The sequence below is a fragment of the Neorhizobium alkalisoli genome (genome assembly GCF_007829835.1).
Lineage (GTDB): Bacteria > Pseudomonadota > Alphaproteobacteria > Rhizobiales > Rhizobiaceae > Neorhizobium.
The window spans coordinates 78,102-96,414 of the sequence record NZ_VIWP01000003.1 but is presented as its reverse complement, the minus strand read 5'-3'; the positions used below and the strand labels follow the sequence as shown (position 1 = coordinate 96,414).

Sequence of the window (18,313 nt, the reverse complement as noted above, 5' to 3'; positions counted from 1 at the left end):
GGGAATACTGCAACTACTCGGCTGCGATCTGCGCCGACTCGTTCACGGCCGGTGAGACCATGGCCGAGATGATCGTGTGCAGGTCGAGCGTGCCGATCGGCTGGCCGGCCGGATCGATGACGGTCGCACGGGTCTGGCCGGCCTCGCAGATCTGCTTGGCGGCAGCCTCGATCGTGGTCGAGCCGCTGAGCTTCAAACCATCGCTGCCGCCTTCGAAAGGCTTCATGATGGTGCGGGCCTGCAGCACGCGGCCGCGGTTCACTTCCTTGACGAAGGCGGTGATGTAGTCGTCGGCGGGCGAAAGCACGATTTCCTGGCCGGTGCCCTGCTGGATGACCTGGCCGTCGCGCAGGATGGCGATCTTGTCGCCCAGCCGCAGCGCTTCATCGAGATCGTGGGTGATGAAGACGACGGTCTTCTTCAATTCCTGCTGGAGATCGAGAAGCACGGTCTGCATGTCGACGCGGATCAGCGGATCGAGCGCCGAATAGGCTTCGTCCATCAAGAGGATGTCCGCATCGTTGGTGAGCGCCCGGGCAAGGCCGACACGCTGCTGCATGCCGCCCGAAAGCTGGTTCGGATAGTGGTTCTCGAAACCGGCAAGACCGACGCGCTCGATCCATTTCTGGCCGAGTTTCGTGCTCTGCGACCGCGGCACGCCCTGGATATCGAGGCCGTAGACGGTGTTCTCGATAACGGTACGGTGCGGCAGGAGCGCGAATTTCTGGAACACCATCGCCGTCTTGTGGCGGCGGAATTCGCGCAATGCGTTGGCATTCATCTGGCAGATGTCGGCGCCGTCATAAACGACTTCGCCATAGGTCGGTTCGATCAGCCGGTTGATATGGCGGATCAGCGTCGACTTGCCGGAGCCGGACAGGCCCATGACGACGGTGATTCCGCCCGCCGGCATGGAGATGTTGATGTCCTTCAGGCCGAGCACATGGCCGTGCGTCGCATTCAGCTCGGCCTTGGACATGCCGCCTTTGACGGCGTCGATATATTGCCGGCCGTTCGGTCCGAAGATCTTGTAGAGGCCTTTGATTTCGATGCCGTGACTAGCCATGAACCACCTCCGAATGTTTCTGCAGACGCTTGCCATAGGCCTGGCTGGTACGATCGAAGATGATCGCGATCGCCACGAGGGCAAAGCCGTTCATGAAGCCGTAGGTGAAGAACTGGTTGGCGATGGCCTGCAGCGTGTTCTTGCCGAGACCGCCGACGCCGACCATGGATGCGACAACGACCATGGCGAGCGACATCATGATCGTCTGGTTGATGCCGGCCATGATGGTGGGCAGGGCGAGCGGCAGCTGCACGTTCCAGAGTTTCTGGCTTGAGGACGAACCGAAGGCGTCGGCCGCTTCCAGCACTTCCTTGTCGACCAGGCGGATGCCGAGATTGGTGAGGCGGATCATCGGCGGCACGGCATAGATGACGACGGCGATCAGGCCCGGTACCTTGCCGATGCCGAAGATGACGACGACGGGGATGAGGTAGACGAAGCTCGGCAGCGTCTGCATCACGTCGAGGATCGGGTTGATCGTGCCTTGGATCCGGTCCGAGCGCGCCATCAGGATGCCGATCGGAATGCCGATGACAATGGCTATCAAGGTGGCGACTGTGGTGATCGCCAGCGTAATCATCGCGTCGTTCCAGAGACCGATCATGCCGATGGCGCACATGGCGACCGCCGTGCCGATGGTGATCTTGATGCTGCGGCTGCCGAGATAGACGATGGCCAGCAACACGACGAGGACGACGATCCACGGCGAATTGGTGAACAGGCGCTCGAAATAGTTCAGGAACCATTGCAGCGGCTGGGTAACGGCGTCGATGACATAACCGTATTCGCGGACGATGCCCTTGAAGCCGTCGTCGACGACCTTGCGCGTCTCGCGAATATACTGGTCGCCGATCGCCGGAAAGCTACAGAGAGCGTCCGGCAAGAAGTTACAGGTTGCCATGATGTTCCCCTTATCGGTTGGATTTTCGCATTTGCCCGCCATGGCTGACCGGGCCTGCCAGTTCCGATTGTACCAGTTTCGGACGGCAAGGCGGAGAAATTTGCGTCGCTCAAGCATAGCTGCGCGACATCTACATGACAGCGGTCCGGGATTGAGGTCGCAAATACGACCTGTCCACATATCAGGACCTTGCAGGCCGGGCCTTATCTCGTAGCCCGCCAATTTCATCGAGCCGGCTTGCCGGCAACCCGCCGGATCTCACCGGCTTCGGTTTTGGAGGAGAGGAGGCCGCTGATTGCGGCCTCCTTCCAGTCATCTCAGAGCGAAGCCTTGATCTTCTCGGCGACGTCGGCGCTGACCCACTTGGTCCAGATATCCGGGCTCGTCTTCAGGAAGTGCTTGGCTGCATCTTCGTTGGTGCCCTGGCTGTCGGTCTGCCAGGCGAGGATGCCGTTGACGGTCGCATTGCCCCACTTGCGCTTCTTGATGTAGTCCATCGCGACGCCAGCCTTTTCGGAGAACTGCTTGGTCACGACGGTGAAGGCCTGCGAGGTCGGATAGGAGTTGACCTTCGGATTGGCGCAATCCGGAACGGCGGTGCAGGCGTCCCAGTTGGCCTTGTCATGCGGCACGTCGAAGGAGAGCTTTACCATCTCGTACTTGCCGAGGATGGCGGTCGGAGCCCAGTAATAACCGAGCCAGCCCTTCTTCTTTTCGAAAGCGTTGGCGATCGAGCCGTCGAGGCCGGCAGCCGAGCCGCTGTCGACGAGGTCAAAGCCCTTGCTCTTGGCGTCGAGCGCCTTGTAGAGGTTGGCGGTCGAAACCTGGCAGTTCCAGCCGGCCGGGCAGTTGGTGACGGCGCCCTTCGACGCGTCTTCCGGAGCCGGGAAGAGGTCGGGATGCTTCAGGGCGTCCTGAACGGTCTTTATGTCGGGATGGGCGTCGGCGAGGAATTTCGGGATCCACCAGCCTTCGACCGCGCCATCGGCGAGGATTTCGGCGGCCTCGATCAGGCGACCTTCCTTGACTGCTGCGTCGAGCGGCGTGCGCACGGCATTGACCCAGAATTCCGGAGCCATGTCGGGCTGGCCCTTTTCGTTCATCGAGGTGAAGGTCGGCATGGTGTCGCCCGTGACGAGCTCGACGGAGCAGCCATAACCTTTTTCGAGAATGATCTTGTCGACATTGGCGGCAACGCCGGCCGATGCCCAGTTCATTTCCGCGATCGAGACCGAGCCGCAGTCAGCGGCGCTGGCTGTGCCGGCGAAAGCATAGAGGCCGGCGGCGAAGGCGGCGGATGCAAGGAGTTTTTTCATCGTTTAAGACCTCCCAGTCTTATCGTTCCTGAGTTCATCTGAGGATGGCGGTCGTCCGGCATCCGATGGCATCTGCAATGTGATCAACCGGCAGCTGTGTTCACATCGATCCACTGAGGTGATGCGTCTTTTTTACCATCGGGCAAACATTGCCACGGACAGGGCGCATTTATATGTCAGCGAGGTCAGCCTACGTTTTCCGTTGCAGAAATCAACAGCAGCTGGGCAAAGCTGCGGCAATCGGGCAAATACCAAGTGGTTGTAACGGCTCATTTCCTCGTCAGAATGGGCGCAAAAATGATCAAATGCCTTCAATATGCGCGATTGCAGCCTTGAATGCTCGACAGGGAGCGGGAGGCGCGGCGGATGTCACGCCCCAGATTTGACCTTTAGTATTCGATTAGCGCCTTCGACGGCGTCGCAATTTTTTTTGGGAAACGACGCAAGAAATTGAAAATAACAACCTCTTGGGTCGTCCGATAACTATCCGGTAAGAATGTCCGGCTAATGCTTTGCGGGTAGACAGTGTGTCTGCCTCGGGTGCCGGGTCTAGTATTGCGTACCGGCTACCGTCAGCTTCGGCCAGATCTGGCCTTTTGTTTCAAAATCAAAATTCTCTTAATGGTTGCATTTCATGTGGCGGCCGCAATTGCGGCGCTTCGCGAAAGTGCTACGCCTGGTCCAGTCATGCAAAAGGCCGGAAATGCTTTCCGGCCTTGTTGGTCTTTTCCGCAATGATTGGAGCATGTCGCCCGCGGGCAAGATGTCGGCATATGCTGGCCGCTGATTGGCGGCGGTAGGCATATACCACTTGTCGTTCAGCCGGCGTTGGATGTGCGGATGAAGCCCAGCAGCGAGAAACGGGTGTCGAGCTGCTGCTTGCGGCTCTGGCGATCGCGCTTCGGCAGCGCGGAATTCCAGGCGATCTGGACGCCGTCATTGTTCTTGAAGATGTAGAGCATGGGTGTTTCCTCAGGGCCTTCCTTCACCGGGAAGGCGCGGTGTTTTCTTGAGCGCTGAAATAATCCTGACTGCGACGTCTCGCAATGGGATAAGTCGTCGTCAAATGTCGCAAACAGACGAATCTTTGTACGGCGGCTGCCAGCGATCTATTCCCATGGAAGCAAGACGGGATTGACGTCGTGCTTTCCAGGCGGCACCATCGGATTGCAATGCGAATCCAGAGCAACAACCAACAGGGCCGGACGCCTCTTTTATCTACGAATCGTCCGGCTCCCTCTGGCGCCACGGAAATTCCCTCATGACGCGTTCCGGACATGTTTCACTCGTGCTTGGCGGCGCGCGTTCCGGCAAGTCGAGCTATTCGGAACGGGTCGCAATCGCGACCGGCCTCGAAAAGCACTATGTCGCAACCGGGCGCGCCTATGATGCGGAGATGGAGGCGCGGATCGCGGCTCACCGTACGGATCGGGGCGAGGGGTGGGAGACCCATGAGACGCCTCTTGATCTCGTCGGCACGTTGCGGTCGATAAACGCGCCGGACAACGTCATCCTGATCGATTGTCTGACGCTCTGGATCACCAATCTCATGATGGAAGATGCCGACATCGATGCAGAGGGCGCGTCGCTTCTGGCGCATCTTCGCGAATGTTCTGCGCGCGTCATTCTCGTTTCCAACGAGGTCGGGCTCGGCATCGTGCCCGAGAACCGCATGGCGCGGGAGTTCCGCGATCATGCCGGGCGATTGCATCAAAGGATCGCGGCGGAGGCGGACGAGGTGTTTTTCGTCGCAGCCGGGCTTCCCTTGAAGATGAAGGGCTGAGATTTTTTCCCAGCCTCCGTCCCCGTCTTTTTGCTAGATGCCGATCCAGATCCGAAGTGGGTGCGTCGGGTCGGCCAGCAGTTTTGTCGCGAGCGCCAGGCAGGACAGGACGAGAAGCGGCTTGATGATCTTGGCGCCGTTACGCATGGCAAGGCGCGAGCCGATCTGCGCGCCGATGAACTGGCCGACGCCCATCAGCAGGCCGATCTTCCAGAGAACCGATCCGGTCGCTGCAAATACCAGGAACGAACCGAAATTCGAACCGAGGTTGATCAGCTTGGTATGGGCCGTCGCCTTCAGCATGCCGAAACCGGCGAGAAGCACGAAGCCGAGCATATAGAATGATCCGGCGCCCGGGCCGAATACACCATCATACAATCCGACGATCGGCACGACCGTCAGCCCGAAAATCAGGGGCGTCACCCGTCGGTGACTGTCTGCATCGTTGAGATTGGGCTTGAAGGCAAAGAACAGTGCAATCGCAATCAGCAGGAAAGGGATTGCGGCGGCAAGGATCCTTGCCGGGACGAGGGAGGCGAGAAGGGCACCGATTCCACCGCCGATGACCGCCATCGCCGCCATGGGCAGCTGTGTTTTCAGCTGTACGTGACCTTTTCTGGCGTAGGCGATTGTCGCAGATGCCGAGCCGAATTGAGATTGCAGCTTGTTTGTCGCAATCGATTCCAGTGGCGGAATGCCGGCGATCAGAAGAACAGGAATTGTGATCAGGCCGCCGCCACCGGCAATCGAATCGACGAAGCCGGCAAAGATCGCAGCGAGGAACAGAAGCAGGAGAAGATTGGCGGCAAGATCGTGCACGGTCGGGGCTCGCGGAAAAATGAATGCGCCGCGAGAGCCGCGGCGAGGCCAGCGCTTTTGGCACCGAAACCTTGCCTCGGCAACAGGCCTGCGGCGAAAGGTGCCGATCCTTGATTTGGTGGCGGCATTGCGCTTCGTCTTTTTGGCGTTATGGTTCGCGCCCGTTTGCCAGACATGCTCCTGCACTTCTCCGTGCCGGGGGGCGGGCTCAGGAATTTCAATTTCAGGATTGGTCAGACATGAACAAGGTGATCTTCGATACGGATCCGGGCGTCGACGATGCGATGGCGCTGCTCTTCCTGCATCGCCACCCCAAGATCGACCTGATCGGCGTCACGACGGTGTTCGGCAATGCCTCGATCGAACTGACGACCCGCAATGCGCAGTTTCTGCATCGCGAATGGGGGATCGCAGCGCCGATCGCCAAGGGTGCCGGTCATGCCTATGATCCGGCCCGTAACGGCGACCATTCCGCAGCCGTGGTGCATGGCGAGGATGGGCTCGGTAATATCGGCGTGCCGCTCGAAATCGACCTGCCGCTCGATCCGCGCGATGCCGCGACCTTCATCGTCGAGACGGTCAAGGCCAATCCGGGCGAGGTGACGCTGGTCGCTGTCGGCCGCATGACCAATCTGGCGCTGGCCCTCAAGGCGGATCCGGAGATTGCCGGCCTCGTCAAGCAGGTCGTCGTCATGGGCGGCGCGTTTGATGTCAACGGCAATGTCACGCCCGCTGCTGAAGCCAATATTTTTGGCGATCCGGAGGCGGCCGATATCGTCTTTACGGCGCCGTGGAAGGTCGTTCTCTTCGGGCTCGATGTGACGATGCAAACGCTGATGTCCGCCGATTTCATGGCGGCCATGGCCAAGGGCGGCGACAAGGGGTTGCGGCTCCTGTCGGACCTTTCGCAATTCTATATCGATTTCTATCGCCAGCGGGTCGGGCTCGACGGCATGGCGGTCCATGACAGCTGTGCCTGCGTATACGTTGTCGCGCCTGAGCTTTTCGAATACCGCTCGGGTCCGGTGCGTGTGGTCTGCGGCGGGATTGCCGACGGCAAGACGATCCAGGCGCCTGACAGCGGCCGCAAATACGAGGGAAGCGCCTGGGATGGGCAGCCGAGCCAGCTGGTTGCCGTGGGCGTTCAGCCGCAAAAGGTGCTCGAGCTCATTCGTGACACGCTTGTAACGACGCCTTCCGCAGGGTAAGGACCACATTCACCGCAGATTTCCGGCTGTTTACGCAACAGTCGGGCGATAAAACGCGCCGGGCCTTTTATCAGGCCATTGGCATTTCACCCCGATTTCCCTATGTGGAAATCCAACAAGACTAATTCTTAGAGGACTATGGCGTGACCGCTACATTCGACAAAGTTGCCGACATTATCGCTGAAACGAGCGAAATCGATCGCGAAACCATCACGCCGGAAAGCCACACGATCGACGACCTCGGTATCGACAGCCTGGACTTCCTCGACATCGTTTTCGCGATCGACAAGGAATTCGGCATCAAGATCCCGCTTGAGCAGTGGACGCAGGAAGTCAACGAAGGCAAGGTTTCGACCGAGGAATATTTCGTCCTCAAGAACCTCTGTGCCAAGATCGACGAGCTGAGGGCGGCAAAGGGCTGATGCCCGCCGGCGCTTGCCATGCTGCTTGAATATTTCCAGATGATCGATCGGGTGGAAACGCTCGATCTTTCTGAAAAAACATTGAAGGCCCGTTCGGTCGTGCCGTCGAAAAGCCCTGTCTTCGAAGGGCATTTTCCCGGCATGCCGCTCGTTCCGGGCGTTTTGCTGATCGAGACGATGGCGCAGGCCTCCGGTTTCCTGGTGCTTGCCGCCACGAATTTCGCCGCGATGCCTTTCCTGATGTCCGTCGATGGCGCCAAGATGCGCGCTTTCGTCGAGCCGGATGCCGTTCTCGACATCGAGGCGTTTCTGGAACATGAAGGGTCCGGTTATGCCGTGACGAAGGCGAAGATTTCGTCGAACGGCAAGAAGGTCTGCGATGCGCAGCTGAAGCTGCGGACAATGCCGTTTTCAGAAGTGCCGCTTGCGCCGATCGTGCGCCAGCGTGCGGAAGAGGTCGGCCTCCTTGCCGCGATGCAAGCCGGCGCCTGAACTTGCCTGGCCCCGAATTTGCGGGGGCAAAGAGGACAGTGATGAAATCTGACAATGATGTGGTGATCACCGGTATCGGGATCGTGACCAGCCTTGGCGTCGGCAAGGAGCCGCACGTCGCGTTCCTCTCCGGTGCTTCCGCCGATGCGCCGAAGGTCGAGACCGAGCGCTTCAAGCCCTATCCCGTGCATCCGATGCCCGAGATCGATTGGTCCACGCAGATCGCCAAGCGCGGCGACCAGCGCCAGATGGAAAACTGGCAGCGGCTCGGTGTGTTCGCCGCCGGCCTTGCGCTCGACGATGCGGGTCTCAAGGAAAATGCCGAGGCCTGCGCCTCGATGGACATGATCGTTGCCGCCGGCGGTGGCGAACGCGATATCAAGGTGGATTCGCTGATCGTCGAAGAAGCGCTGAAGCGCAACGATCGCGACATGGTTCTGAACGAGAAGCTGACGACCGAGCTGCGTCCGACGCTGTTTCTTGCCCAGCTTTCCAACCTCGTTGCCGGCAATATTTCCATCGTTCACAAAGTCACCGGTTCCTCGCGCACCTTCATGGGCGAAGAGGCGGCCGGGATCACGGCTGTCGAGACGGCGTTTCACCGGATCAAGGGCGGCATGTCCACCCACAGCCTCGTTGGCGGTGCCTTCATCGCCGAACGCGCGGATATTCTTCTTCTCGTCGAAGGTATTGGCGCGCATGCGACCGGTGACTGGCATCCGCTCTGGTCGCGCACGACCGAAAACGGCGGCGGCATGATTCTGGGCACTGTTGGCGCATTCCTCGTGCTTGAATCGCGTGCCTATGCCGAGGCTCGCGGCGCCCATATCTATGCGGTCATCGACAGTGTCGAAGGCGATCGCGGTGCCCGTGACGAAGGCAAGCTTGAAAAGCGGCTGACCCGCCTGGCCGAGGCCGGTGCAAAGAATGCCGCGGCCGAGACCGTGGTATTTTCCGGCGCAAGCGGCATGGTCGATCTTGCAGCACGCGAAAAGACTGTTCTTGAAAACGCGTTTCCGGGTTCTGCGCTGCGCGGTTATGCCGGCATCACGGGGCATGGGCTTGAAGCCCAGTTCCCGCTCGGACTGGCGCTTGCGGCCTTTTCTCTCGATGGCGGCGCCAAGGTGCCGGCCTTCGATGCCGGCAATGAGACTGCGATGACGGCGCCGGCAAAACATGCCGTGGTCACGACGATCGGTTACACGCGCGGCGAGGGCCTTGCGGTTCTCTCTGCAGACGCGTGAAGGAGACAATCATGAGCGACAATCGCTTCAAGGACCATCTCGGCCGGCCGATCGTGGCGGTGACGGGCATGGGCGTCATCACCTCGCTGGGGCAGGGCCTGCAGGACAACTGGGCAGCACTGACCTCGGGCACTTCGGGCATCCACAAGATCACCCGCTTCCCGACCGACGGTCTTTCGACCCGCATCAGCGGCACGGTCGATTTCATTGCCGTTCCGGCCGACAATGCCGTCGAACGTTCCTATGCATTTGCTCGTGAAACGACAACGGAAGCGCTGGCACAGGCCGGTCTTTCCGGCGATTTCGAAGGCCCGCTTTTCCTCGCCGCTCCGCCGGTTGAGCCGGAATGGACAGACCGTTTCGCGCTGGCTGACCGCGCCCCGCCGTCTCAGGCGGAAGGCGATGTCTACGACCGTTTCCTGACGGCAATGCGCGAGCGTCCCGATCCGGTTTTTCTTGAAGCCGTCCAGTTCGGCTCGATCTCCGAGCGCCTTGCCGACCAGTTCGGAACGCGCGGCTTGCCGGTGACGCTGTCGACCGCCTGCGCGTCCGGCGTAACCGCGATCCAGCTCGGTGTCGAAGCCATTCGCCAGGGCCGTACGGACAAGGCGCTTGTGGCTGCGACCGACGGCTCCGTCAGTGTCGAAGCGCTGGTGCGTTTCTCGCTTCTCTCGGCGCTTTCGACCCAGAACGATCCGCCGGAAAAGGCATCCAAGCCCTTCAGCAAGGACCGCGACGGTTTTGTCATCGCCGAAGGTGCTGCGACGCTGGTGCTGGAATCGCTGGAATCCGCGATCGCCCGCGGCGCAAAGGTACTGGGCATCGTCAAGGGCCTTGGCGAGAAGGCCGACCATTTCCATCGCACCCGGTCTTCGCCGGATGGTGGGCCGGCGATTGCGACGATCCGTGCAGCCTTGGCTGATGCTGGTATGGAAGAAGGCGGCATCGGTTATATCAATGCCCATGGCACATCGACGCCTGAAAACGACAAGATGGAATATGGGGCCATGCTCGCCGTTCTCGGCGACAGCCTGAAAAGCATTCCGGTTTCGTCGAACAAGTCGATGATCGGCCATACCCTGACAGCGGCCGGTGCGGTCGAGGCGGTGTTCTCGATCCAGACCATGCTGACCGGCACGCTGCCGCCGACGATCAACTACACCAATCCCGATCCGACGATCGAGCTGGATGTGGTGCCGAACGTCAAGCGCGATGGCTCTCCCAAGGCTGTTTTGTCGAACTCTTTCGGATTCGGCGGCCAGAACGCCAGCCTTGTCATGACGCTGGAACCGGTCTAAGGCCTGCGCCCAACACTTTTCTGACGATAAGAACGCCCCAACGGGCGAAGGATGACCTATTATGCGCGCTCTTCAACTGATCGATGACCGCAGGCTCGAAGCTGTCGATATTCCCGAGCCGGAAGCACCCGGTCCGGGCGAGGTGACGCTGCGCGTCAAGGCCGTGGCGCTCAACCATATCGACGTCTGGGGCTGGCGTGGCATGGCCTTTGCCAAGCGCAAGATGCCGCTGACGATCGGCGCTGAAGCCTCCGGCGTCGTCGAGGCGATTGGTCCGGGCGTTTCCAACGTCCTGCCGGGCCAGCTCGTGTCGATCTATGGCGCGCGCACCTGCGGTCTCTGCAAGCCCTGCCGCGAGAAGCGCGACAATCTCTGCGAAAACGTCTCTGGTGTGCACGGTTTCCATCTCGACGGTTTTGCGCAGGAAAAGACCAATCTTCCGGCCCGCCTTCTCGTTCCCGCGCCTCCGGGCGTCGATGCGGTTGCCGCAGCGCTTGCGCCGGTGACATTCGGTACGGTCGAGCACATGCTGTTCGACAATGCCAAGCTTGAGCCGGGCGAAACAATTCTCATCCATGCCGGCGGTTCCGGCATCGGTTCGGCGGCCATCCAGCTCGCCAAGAAGACCGGCTGCACCGTCATCACGACGGTCGGTTCCGACGACAAGATCGAGGGTGCCAAGGCGCTCGGCGCCGATCACGTCATCAATTACCGCACCGACCGTTTCGAAGGTGTCGTGCGTAAGCTGACGAAGAAGAAGGGCGTTGACGTCGTCTTCGAACATGTCGGCAAGGACACGTTTGCCGCCTCGATGTTTTGCCTGAAGCGCGGCGGCCGCCTCGTCACCTGCGGTTCGACCTCCGGTGTTTCGACCGATCTCAACCTGATGATGCTGTTTCAGCAGCAGCTGAAGCTGCTCGGTTCTTTCGGCTGCCGTATGGAAAACATGGCCGACGCCATGCAGAAGATGGCGCGCGGCATCGTCCACCCGGTCATCGACACGGAAGTGACGTTCGATGAGATCGACAAGGCACTGTCGCGCATGGAGACCCGTCAGGTCTTCGGCAAGATCGTGCTTCGGATGGACTGAGGCTTAGCCGTGAAGATGGTCATCACCAGGCTGGTTCTGGCCGCCATGCATTTTCGCCAGTGGCTAATCGCGCAGCTGGTGTTCGGCTTCCTCAATCTCCTGAAAATCCTGCCGGCGGATCCGGCGATCCGCTGGGCAGATGCTTTGGCGCGGAAGATCGGTCCACGCCTGTGGCGGCACAAGCTGATGCTGACCAATCTGCGCAATGCCTTTCCGGAAAAGAGCGCCGCGGAAGTAGAGGACATTGCTGTCGCCAGCTGGGGACATATGGGCCGCATGGCCGCCGAATATGTGTTTCTCGACCGGCTGTTCGATTTCGACCCGGAGCAGGAAAAGCCGGGCAGGGTGGAAGTCTCAGGTATTCCGATCTTCCTCGACCTGCGCGACAATCCACGGCCGTTCATCGTCTTCACCGCCCATACCGGCAATTTCGAGCTGCTTCCGGTCGCAGGCAAGGCGTTCGGCCTCGAGGTGATGGTGCTCTTCCGGCCGCCGAACAATCCCTATATCGCCGAAAAGGTGTTTTCCTTCCGCAGCGCCCGCATGGGCCAGCTCGTGCCTTCGCATGCCGGCTCGTCTTTTGCGCTTGCGCGCAAGCTGGAAGCCGGCGGTGGCGTCGGTGTGCTGGTCGACCAGAAATTCCGTAAAGGTCTGTCCACGCAGTTCTTCGGCCAGCCGGTCAAAACCAATCCGCTGCTTGCCAAACTGGTCCGCCAGTTCGACGCGGAGGTTTATCCCGCGCGCTGCATCAGGCTGCCTGGCAACCGTTACCGGCTGGAGATCGAACCCCGGATCGAACTGCCGCGCGACGCAAAAGGCAATCTCGATGTCGAGGGCACGTCGCAGGTCTTGAACGACAAGGTGGAGAGCTGGGTCCGTGAATATCCGGAGCAGTGGCTCTGGTATCACGACCGCTGGCATATCAAGAAAACCGTCGCCCGCTAACTGTGGTATTCCCTTACTTGAGGGCGATTGCGAGTGCCGGTTTTCTGCGGTATTTGAGGGGCCATAAATAAGGGACCTATTTCAGCCAAGAATTAACAGGATTGGTATTAATAGGAAACGGATAGCGTCGTAGGAGGTCTGTCGTTGCTGTCTGGCGCTCGTATTGAGAGGGCATTTTCGTGGAAGCATTGATCGATCTGTTCTGGTCAAAATACGGAGAGCTGCGCGGCGCAATCGACCGCGAGGACGAGCCGGCCATGGCCATTCTGGACCGGGAACTGGACCCTCTGATGCTGGCCATTTTCGGCAGCGAAGAGTCCGATACGGCGAGCATCCAGGCACAATTCCGTTTTGCCCTCGATCTTCTCAACGAGGAAGCCGACGACCGCAGCTGCGTTCGCCGCAACGCCCATCTGCTGCAGACCCTGGTCGAGCGTTACTTGATGCCGCAGAACAAGGCTTCGCAGGCCCGTCGGGAAGCCGTCGGTGGCGAAGACATGTCGATAGACGAAGCAACGGCCGGTGGCATTCTCGACGAAGTCCTGCTCAACCGGATTTCCGACCGTATCGTCGTGGTCGCGCCGGGTTATCGGATCCTCTATTCCAACGAAACCAATGCTCGCCGCCACGATATGGCGCGTGAGCAGCTGGTTGGACGACACCTCGCAGAGTTTGTCGGCCTGCACCGTTTCCGCAACGAGTTTCAGCCCAATCTCGACAAGTGCTTTGTCGGCGAGAGCCTGTCGGTGACCTATGCCGACGAGGTCGATGGCCAGACCGTGGTCATGGTTTGCCGCATGTCGCCCTTCCTGCGGTCCTCGACGATGATCGGTGCGCTTGTCGTCATCCAGGAAACGGCGGATCGCCGCCGGCGGCCGGCTGCCTGATTTCTAGCGCGTTTCCAGTATCGCCTTGAGGCTTTGAAGGTCCTTGCGGATGTGCGCGGCATCCGCTTCGAAGGCGGCGTCGTCCGTGCCGGGCTGCCGCAACAGCGTGAACATGATTTCCGTGCCATCGCCATTCGGGACGACCCTCAGCGCGTTTTCTACGACCGTGCCATCGGCAAGCGTTACCGTGTGATCGATGACACCGAAGGCGTTTTGAGGCGCGAAGCGTATGCGGATCGTGCCGATCGGGCCGCCGTCGCCGAGCCAATCCTCCCCATCCTGCCGTAAACCGGAGGCGAGACCGGATGCCCATTGCGGCATGTTTTCAGGCCTGTGCACGAAGTCGTAGACATGCCTCCAGTTCCGGTCGATGGAAAGATGGACGATGCGGGCAGCCATGACGGTCATCGGATTTCGCTTTCGAAGTTCTTGTCGTCGACCTCCATAGAACTAGATAGGGCTTCCCGGCTTGCAAGAGGGCGCCCTTCCTACCGAAAACGCAGCCGCATCCTCGTTTCCGCGCCGCGGCCATTCACCGCGGACTGAAGGGCCGCCATTGTGGCCGTTTCCGCCGAAGCCTGTCTTGTGGTTTGCACATTGGGGTGCCAAAACAGCCGCGAAATTTAAAAACCGGAGGCTTTATCGTGGAACAGGCAGAAATCGGTCTTATCGGCCTCGGCGTCATGGGCGCGAACCTTTCGCTGAACATTGCCGAAAAAGGAAACAAGATTGCGGTCTTCAACCGCACTCCCGAAGTCACGAAAAAATTCTACGCCGATGCCGGCGAACTCCAGGGCCAGATCATCCCCTGCGAGACGCTCGAGCAGTTCGTTGCATCCATCCGCCCGCCGCGGCCGATCATCATCATGATCAAGGCCGGCGATCCCGTCGATCAGCAGATGGAGCTGCTGAAGCCGTATCTCTCGAACGGCGACATCATGATCGATGCCGGCAATGCCAATTTCCGCGACACGATGCGCCGTTTCGACAATCTCAAGGATTCCGGCCTGACCTTCATCGGCATGGGCGTATCCGGCGGTGAGGAAGGCGCGCGCCACGGCCCCTCGATCATGGTCGGCGGCACCGAAGAAAGCTGGAAGCGCGTGGAAAAGGTTCTGACCTCGATTTCCGCAAAATTCCACGGCGAGCCCTGCGTTGCCTGGCTTGGTGAAAATGGGGCCGGCCATTTCGTCAAGACGATCCATAACGGCATCGAATATGCCGACATGCAGATGATCGCCGAGATCTACGGCATTTTGCGCGATGGTCTCGGCATGAGCGCGTCCGAAATCGGCGAAGTGTTCGGCCGCTGGAATGCCGGCCGCCTGAATTCCTACCTGATCGAGATTTCCGAGAAGGTGCTGAAGGCAACCGACCCGATCTCCGGCAAGCCGATGGTCGATGTGATCGTCGATGCGGCCGGCCAGAAGGGCACCGGCAAGTGGTCCGTCATCGAGGCGCAGAACATGGGCGTCGCCGCGACAGCGATCGAAGCCGCCGTCGCCGGCCGTGTTCTGTCCTCGCAGCGCACCGAGCGCCTGGCCGCCGAGAAGCTGTTCGGCCTGCCGAAGGCTTCCAAGCCGCAGGACGGCATGGCTTTCCTGGCCGATCTCGAAAATGCGCTTCTCGCCGCCAAGATTGGCGCCTATGCGCAGGGTTTTGCGGTCATGGCCGCCGCTTCCAAGGAATTCAATTGGAACCTGCCCATGCCGATCATCGCAAAAATCTGGCGCGATGGCTGCATCATCCGGTCGCAGTTCCTCGACGAGATCACGTCGGCCTTCACCAAGGATCCGGATGTGCCGAACCTGATCGTCACTCCGGCCTTTGCCGACATGGTCAAGGAAACTGACGGCGCCCTGCGCCGGATCGTTTCTTACGCCACGATGTCGGGCCTGCCGGTTCCGGCGCTTGCCTCGGCGCTGTCCTATTTCGATGCCTATCGCCGCGGTCGTGGCACGGCCAACCTGATCCAGGCGCAGCGCGACTTCTTTGGTGCCCACGGCTTCGATCGCCTCGATGGTGTCGACAAGCACCATGGTCCGTGGGGAAGCGGCCTGGCGACGCTCGCGTAATCCGGGCTATTTTCATTCTGACGTTAAAAAGCCGCTCCAGACATCTGGGGCGGCTTTCTTCGTTTCAGGGTCGTTCCGACCAGACCGGATTGCCGATGCTTTGCAGCAGCTCCGGTGCCACGCCATCGATCCGCGCTAGCAGTGACTTGGCGAGTTGCCTGCCGGACTGCCGGATATCCTCATTCACCGTGTAGATCTCGGGCCTGATCCAGTTCAAAAATTCGGCCGATTGTTTTGAGACGAGATCAACCTCTTTGCCGAGCTTGCATCCTGATGCTTCGATGCCAGCGATCATGGCGACGGTTGCCGAACCGCTGATCGAGATGATGCCATCCGGCGGCTGTGTCCCGCGCAAAAGCCGTTCTGTATGGGCTCGGATGTCTTCCAGTGATGTTTCGCTGGTAACGCGGCCCATGGACACTTCCGTCGCGTTAAAATCGGAAAGGCCACGCTCGAAGCCGATCCGGCTATGGATTTGGAAGGCGAGTTTCGGATTGGGTGCGAGCAGTGCAATACGACGCCGGCCGAGGCTGACGAGCTTTTCGACCGCCTGATAGGTATAGGCCTCGTTGTCGAAGTCGTGAAAGGCATGGGTAATGCCCATGTCGGTGCGGCCGTGGGTGACGAAAGGCAGTTGTCGTTCGTCCATAAGGCGGACACGCGCGTCCTCGGGCTCGATCCGCGACAGGATCACGCCGTCGGCGGAGCCGGTGTCGAGGATATAACGGACCGGCACCATCGGGTCCTTCTCGAAGGAATGCGGGGTCAGAACGAGATGGTACTGGGTGCCGGCGAGCACTTCGGAAATGCCCTGCATCATCTGGCTGGAAAAACCCATCAGCTCCTGATCGATGCTCAGCACAAGCGCAATGACGTTGGTCTTGCCGGTGCGCAGGCGCACGCCTGCACGGTTTGGCTGGTAACCGAGCTGGCGGGCGACGAGCCTGACGCGCTCTTTCGTCTCCGCGCCGATATCCGGGGCATCCTTCAGCGCCCGCGAAACGGTGGTGATGCCAAGGCCGGTCATGTAGGCGATGGTTTTCAGGGTAGGGCGCTCGCGTGTCGCAGGCCCAGCTTGGTTCGGTTTTCCGTAGTCGTCCATGATGCCGTCCGAGCGCGCAAAGCGCTGCCTTTCAAGCCCGCTCAATACACTGTCGCTCTTACATAGCGGTAAAAACTGCAACGATACAGGTGAAGTGATGCATATTTTTTGTAGCATGCTGCGGCCGCGCATCTCATGGGTTGTATTTAGCGCACGCACAAACTTTTTTGCGCGTGCGAAGCGACTTGCGGCCATTTGTCGGCAAATATCTGAAATCGAATGGAATGCAATTTTTCCCTTGAGTCAGATATGTGCTATCAAAGATTGCATTCTTGTTTCGATTGAAATTTTACCGGTTCCTCCGCTTGCCTGTCTGAAGAGTTTCCCATAGGCTTTTACTGCAACGTTTCAGTGAGGGAGGAGACTCATGCGTATTCGTGCATTCACGGCCTTTTTGGCCGTTAGCGTCGCCATGCCGTTTGCCGCGCATGCGACCGATCTCGAAGTCACCCATTGGTGGACATCGGGTGGCGAGGCAGCAGCCGTGGCAGAGCTTGCCAAGGCCTTTGATGCAACCGGAAATCATTGGGTGGATGGTGCGATCGCCGGTTCCGGCGGCACGGCCCGGCCGATCATGATCAGCCGCATTACCGGCGGCGATCCGATGGGCGCAACCCAGTTCAACCACGGTCGCCAGGCGGAGGAACTGGTGCAATCGGGGTTGATGCGTGACCTGACGGATGTCGCCGAAAAGGGCAAATGGAAGGACGTCATCAAGCCGCAGAGCCTGCTGGCATCCTGCACGATCAACGGCAAGATCTATTGCGCGCCGGTCAATATCCATTCCTGGCAATGGCTGTGGCTGTCGAACGAGGCCTTCAAGAAGGCGGGCGTCGAGGTTCCGAAGAACTGGAACGAATTCGTCGCAGCCGGTCCGGCCCTGAAGAAGGCCGGCATCCAGCCGCTGGCACTCGGCGGCCAGCCTTGGCAGGCGAACGGCCTGTTCGACGCGCTGGTGATCTCGGTCGGTGGCACGGACCTCTACAACAAGGTCTACAAGGACAAGGATGCGAAGGTTGCTGCCGGTCCCGACATGGCAAAGATCTTCGAGGCGGCCGATCAGGCGCGCCAGCTTGCCAAGGGATCGAACGTGCAGGACTGGAACCAGGCGACCAATCTGGTACTGACCGGCAAGGCCGGCGGCCAGATCATGGGGGACTGGGCGCAGGGCGAATTCCAGATCGCCAACAAGAAGGCCGGTACCGATTACACCTGCCTTCCCGGTCTCGGACTGAACCAGACCCTGACCACCGGCGGCGACGCCTTCTATTTCCCGCTCCTGAAGGATGCGGAAAAGTCCAAGGCGCAGGAAGTGCTGGCGGCAACCATCGTCGATCCAAAGACTCAGGTCGCCTTCAATCTGAAAAAGGGCTCCGTGCCGATTCGTGGCGACGTGGATCTCGCTACCGCCAATGACTGCATGAAGAAGGGGATCGCGATCATCGCCAAGGGCGGTGTTGCGACCAGTACCGACCAGCTGATTTCTGCCGATACGCAGAAGCAGAAGGAAGACCTGATGTCGGAATTCTTCAATACCTCGATTTCGGTCAAGGATGCGCAGAAGCGCTTCGTGTCCCTGATCGAGGCTGCGGACTGATACCGCCTGGCTGACCATCTGAGCCGGCCCTGAACCGTCAGGGCCGGTGCAGGATATGCGCGTCACCG

Annotated in this window: 18 protein-coding genes; 11 read left to right on the top strand and 7 right to left on the bottom strand. The window is 60.0% G+C overall.

The window, feature by feature from the left end:
- Positions 1-13: 13 nt before the first annotated feature.
- The 4 genes from FHW37_RS11315 to FHW37_RS33535 all read right to left on the bottom strand — a co-directional run bounded on the left by FHW37_RS11315 (position 14) and on the right by FHW37_RS33535 (position 4,245).
- Positions 14-1,066 (bottom strand): quaternary amine ABC transporter ATP-binding protein, encoded by a 1,053-nt coding sequence (locus FHW37_RS11315; RefSeq protein ID WP_145636302.1) that lies wholly within the window; start codon positions 1,064-1,066, stop codon positions 14-16.
- A complete protein-coding gene (locus FHW37_RS11310; protein ID WP_145636300.1) occupies positions 1,059-1,967 on the bottom strand; it encodes an ABC transporter permease in 909 nt (302 codons plus the stop codon). Before FHW37_RS11310 ends, FHW37_RS11315 begins: the two co-directional genes overlap by 8 nt.
- A 317-nt stretch (positions 1,968-2,284) precedes the next feature.
- Positions 2,285-3,283 (bottom strand): ABC transporter substrate-binding protein, encoded by a 999-nt coding sequence (locus FHW37_RS11305; RefSeq protein ID WP_145636298.1) that lies wholly within the window; start codon positions 3,281-3,283, stop codon positions 2,285-2,287.
- A gap of 818 nt (positions 3,284-4,101) precedes the next feature.
- The gene (locus FHW37_RS33535; protein WP_186458226.1) at positions 4,102-4,245 is read right to left on the bottom strand and encodes a hypothetical protein; all 144 of its coding nucleotides are present in this window, start codon (positions 4,243-4,245) and stop codon (positions 4,102-4,104) included.
- A gap of 299 nt (positions 4,246-4,544) precedes the next feature.
- On the opposite strand from FHW37_RS33535, the gene cobU reads away from it, so the two are divergent.
- Positions 4,545-5,066, top strand: coding sequence for a bifunctional adenosylcobinamide kinase/adenosylcobinamide-phosphate guanylyltransferase (gene cobU, locus FHW37_RS11300; RefSeq protein ID WP_145636296.1), 522 nt, complete (start codon positions 4,545-4,547; stop codon positions 5,064-5,066).
- 33 nt (positions 5,067-5,099) lie between these two features.
- Here the strand turns inward: cobU and FHW37_RS11295 are convergent, their stop codons facing one another.
- Positions 5,100-5,885 carry a TSUP family transporter gene (locus FHW37_RS11295; protein WP_145636294.1) on the bottom strand — a complete coding sequence of 262 codons (786 nt, stop codon included), beginning with the start codon at positions 5,883-5,885 and terminating at the stop codon, positions 5,100-5,102.
- A 239-nt stretch (positions 5,886-6,124) separates the two neighbouring features.
- Here FHW37_RS11295 and FHW37_RS11290 point away from each other — a divergent pair, with 239 nt between their 5' ends.
- The 8 genes from FHW37_RS11290 to FHW37_RS11255 all read left to right on the top strand — a co-directional run bounded on the left by FHW37_RS11290 (position 6,125) and on the right by FHW37_RS11255 (position 13,471).
- Complete coding sequence (locus FHW37_RS11290; protein ID WP_145636291.1) at positions 6,125-7,093, top strand: nucleoside hydrolase; 969 nt, start codon at positions 6,125-6,127, stop codon at positions 7,091-7,093.
- 143 nt (positions 7,094-7,236) lie between these two features.
- A complete protein-coding gene (locus FHW37_RS11285) occupies positions 7,237-7,515 on the top strand; it encodes an acyl carrier protein (RefSeq protein WP_003502893.1) in 279 nt (92 codons plus the stop codon).
- An 18-nt stretch (positions 7,516-7,533) separates the two neighbouring features.
- Positions 7,534-8,007, top strand: a complete 474-nt coding sequence (locus tag FHW37_RS11280; protein ID WP_145636289.1) for a 3-hydroxyacyl-ACP dehydratase FabZ family protein — start codon at positions 7,534-7,536, stop codon at positions 8,005-8,007.
- A gap of 41 nt (positions 8,008-8,048) precedes the next feature.
- Positions 8,049-9,251, top strand: a complete 1,203-nt coding sequence (locus FHW37_RS11275) for a beta-ketoacyl-ACP synthase (protein ID WP_145636287.1) — start codon at positions 8,049-8,051, stop codon at positions 9,249-9,251.
- A gap of 11 nt (positions 9,252-9,262) precedes the next feature.
- Positions 9,263-10,549: a beta-ketoacyl-ACP synthase gene (locus FHW37_RS11270; protein ID WP_145636285.1), complete on the top strand. Its 1,287-nt coding sequence runs from the start codon at positions 9,263-9,265 to the stop codon at positions 10,547-10,549.
- A gap of 61 nt (positions 10,550-10,610) precedes the next feature.
- Positions 10,611-11,639, top strand: a complete 1,029-nt coding sequence (locus FHW37_RS11265; protein ID WP_145636283.1) for a zinc-binding dehydrogenase — start codon at positions 10,611-10,613, stop codon at positions 11,637-11,639.
- A gap of 9 nt (positions 11,640-11,648) precedes the next feature.
- Positions 11,649-12,584, top strand: a complete 936-nt coding sequence (locus tag FHW37_RS11260) for a lipid A biosynthesis lauroyl acyltransferase (RefSeq protein ID WP_145636281.1) — start codon at positions 11,649-11,651, stop codon at positions 12,582-12,584.
- Positions 12,585-12,763: 179 nt separating this feature from the next.
- Entirely contained in the window at positions 12,764-13,471 is a 708-nt protein-coding gene (locus FHW37_RS11255) for a PAS domain-containing protein (RefSeq protein ID WP_145636278.1), read from the top strand.
- A 3-nt stretch (positions 13,472-13,474) separates the two neighbouring features.
- Here the strand turns inward: FHW37_RS11255 and FHW37_RS11250 are convergent, their stop codons facing one another.
- Positions 13,475-13,879 carry an SRPBCC family protein gene (locus FHW37_RS11250; protein ID WP_145636276.1) on the bottom strand — a complete coding sequence of 135 codons (405 nt, stop codon included), beginning with the start codon at positions 13,877-13,879 and terminating at the stop codon, positions 13,475-13,477.
- A 236-nt stretch (positions 13,880-14,115) separates the two neighbouring features.
- Between FHW37_RS11250 and gndA the strand changes: the two genes are divergently transcribed.
- The gene (gndA, locus tag FHW37_RS11245; protein WP_145636275.1) at positions 14,116-15,546 is read left to right on the top strand and encodes an NADP-dependent phosphogluconate dehydrogenase; all 1,431 of its coding nucleotides are present in this window, start codon (positions 14,116-14,118) and stop codon (positions 15,544-15,546) included.
- Positions 15,547-15,610: 64 nt separating this feature from the next.
- Here the strand turns inward: gndA and FHW37_RS11240 are convergent, their stop codons facing one another.
- The gene (locus FHW37_RS11240) at positions 15,611-16,648 is read right to left on the bottom strand and encodes a LacI family transcriptional regulator (RefSeq protein WP_145636273.1); all 1,038 of its coding nucleotides are present in this window, start codon (positions 16,646-16,648) and stop codon (positions 15,611-15,613) included.
- Between the two features lie 367 nt (positions 16,649-17,015).
- On the opposite strand from FHW37_RS11240, the gene FHW37_RS11235 reads away from it, so the two are divergent.
- A complete protein-coding gene (locus FHW37_RS11235; protein WP_145636270.1) occupies positions 17,016-18,245 on the top strand; it encodes an ABC transporter substrate-binding protein in 1,230 nt (409 codons plus the stop codon).
- Positions 18,246-18,313: the final 68 nt, after the last annotated feature.